Annotated in this window: 1 protein-coding gene and 1 pseudogene; both read left to right on the top strand. The window is 71.3% G+C overall.

All coding sequences use genetic code 11. The annotated features are described in order from the left end of the window. Positions 1-230 precede the first annotated feature (230 nt). Positions 231-563: pseudogene (locus tag AC3XYG_RS02055) on the top strand (methyl-accepting chemotaxis protein); the annotation flags it as partial. Positions 564-830: 267 nt separating this feature from the next. Further along, positions 831-1646 (top strand): methyl-accepting chemotaxis protein, encoded by an 816-nt coding sequence (locus AC3XYG_RS02050; protein ID WP_489138150.1) that lies wholly within the window; start codon positions 831-833, stop codon positions 1644-1646. The last annotated feature ends 59 nt before the right edge of the window (positions 1647-1705 follow it).

Raw genomic sequence — 1705 nt, 5'->3', positions numbered from 1 at the left:
CCATCAAGACCGTCGTCGGCAATCTCGGGATCGCCAGGGGCGAGGCGGAGACGGCGCGACGGCGGACCGAAACGGTGCAGTTGGTGCTGGCCGAAACCGCGACGCAGATCACGACCTCGGTGCGCGCGATCGAACGCAACGCCGAGCGGCAGGGTGCATCGATCGACATCATCGCCGAACTCGAACGCCGGGCGCAGGACATCGGCACCATCGCCCAGGCGGTCAGCCGGATCTCGGACCAGACCAACCTGCTGGCCCTCAATGCCGCGATCGAGGCGGCGCGGGCCGGCGATCATGGCCGCGGCTTTGCCGTGGTCGCCGACGAGGTCAGGACCCTCGCCGAGACCTCGGAGAAAAGCGCCCAGGAGGCCCAGGTTCTCTCGGACACCATGCAAACGGAGGTCCGCGCGGTCGTGGTCGCGGTCAAGGCCGGGGCGGAGACGGCGATTGCCGAAGCCAAGGCCGGTGGTGCCGTGGTCAGCAGCCTTGGCGGGATCCGGGAGGATATGAGCCGGCTGGCCGAGGGCAGCCAGGAGACGGTGACCACGGCGCTGGAGGCGGAGCGGGCCGCGGTCGAAGCCCAGCGCGGTGCCGAGCAGGTCGCCAGCGCGGCGGAAGAACAGTCCTCGGCCGCCGGCCACGCCCAGTTGGCGATTCGGCAGCAGGCGCAGTCGCTCGAACAGGGCCAGACCGCGGCACAGGGGCTGGCGGGCTTGGCCGAGCAGCTTCGCGCCGGCCGCGCCGATGCGTCCGCGGCCGAACAGATCGGCGCCACGGCGGAGGAGCTGTCGGCCACGGTCCAGGAGCTGTCGAGCGCGGCCAGCGAGATCATGGCGGCCGTCGAACAAATCAATCGCGGTTCCCAACAGCAGGCCTCCGCCACCCACCAGGCCTCCGCCGCCTTCGTCCAGATCGAGAAGAGCGCCCGGCTGGCCCAGGAACGGGCGGCCCACGCCGGAGAGCGGGTGACGATTACCCAGGGCGCCCTGCAGGACAACCGGACGGCGATCGACAGCCTGGTCTCGGGGGTCGGCACGGCGCTGGACGCGACCAAATCCAGCCTGGTCACGATCCTTCGCCTGGAAGGCGCCGGCCGCAGGATCGAGCGGATCGTCGACGGCATCGCCCTGATCGCCGTGCAGACCAGCATGCTGGCCGTCAGCGGTGCGGTCGAAGCGGCCCGGGCCGGCACCGCCGGCCGCGGCTTTGCCGTGGTGTCGAACGACATCCGCAACCTGGCGCGCGAGGCGTCCGACAGCGCCACCCGGATCAAGGACACCGTGCGCGGCATCCTCGACCGGATCGCCTCGCTGCGCCGCGACCTGGAGCAGGTCATCGCCTCGGGCGAGGCCGAGATCCAGACCAATCGCTCGATTTCCGGCGCGCTGGAAAAGGTCGATGGCGAGGTCGCCTTGCTGAGCACGGCCAAAGGCGCCATCGTCCGGGGGGCGGACGCCATCCTCGCCGCCGCGGTGGAGATGGCGGCCGGTGCCCGGCAGGTCGCGGCCGCGGCCGAGGAGGCGAATGCAGCGTCCCGCCAGGCGGCCACCGCCTCGGCGGAACAGGCGCAAGGGGCCGAGGATCTGGCCGCGGCGATCGAGGAAATCGCGTCGCTGGCCGACGAGCTCAAGCAGCAAAATGCCTGAGGCCGGGCAAAAGCCGGCGGCCGAGGACGCGTCGCTTCGCCGGTTCCTGACGTTCCGCA

Source organism: Inquilinus sp., assembly GCF_057815775.1.
This window is presented reverse-complemented; position numbering and strand designations above follow the sequence as displayed.

What these genes read in the sequence shown, in the direction of transcription:
- AC3XYG_RS02050 (WP_489138150.1), top strand. Translation starts at nt 831, where the DNA reads ATGGCGGCCGTCGAACAAATCAATCGCGGTTCCCAACAGCAGGCCTCC.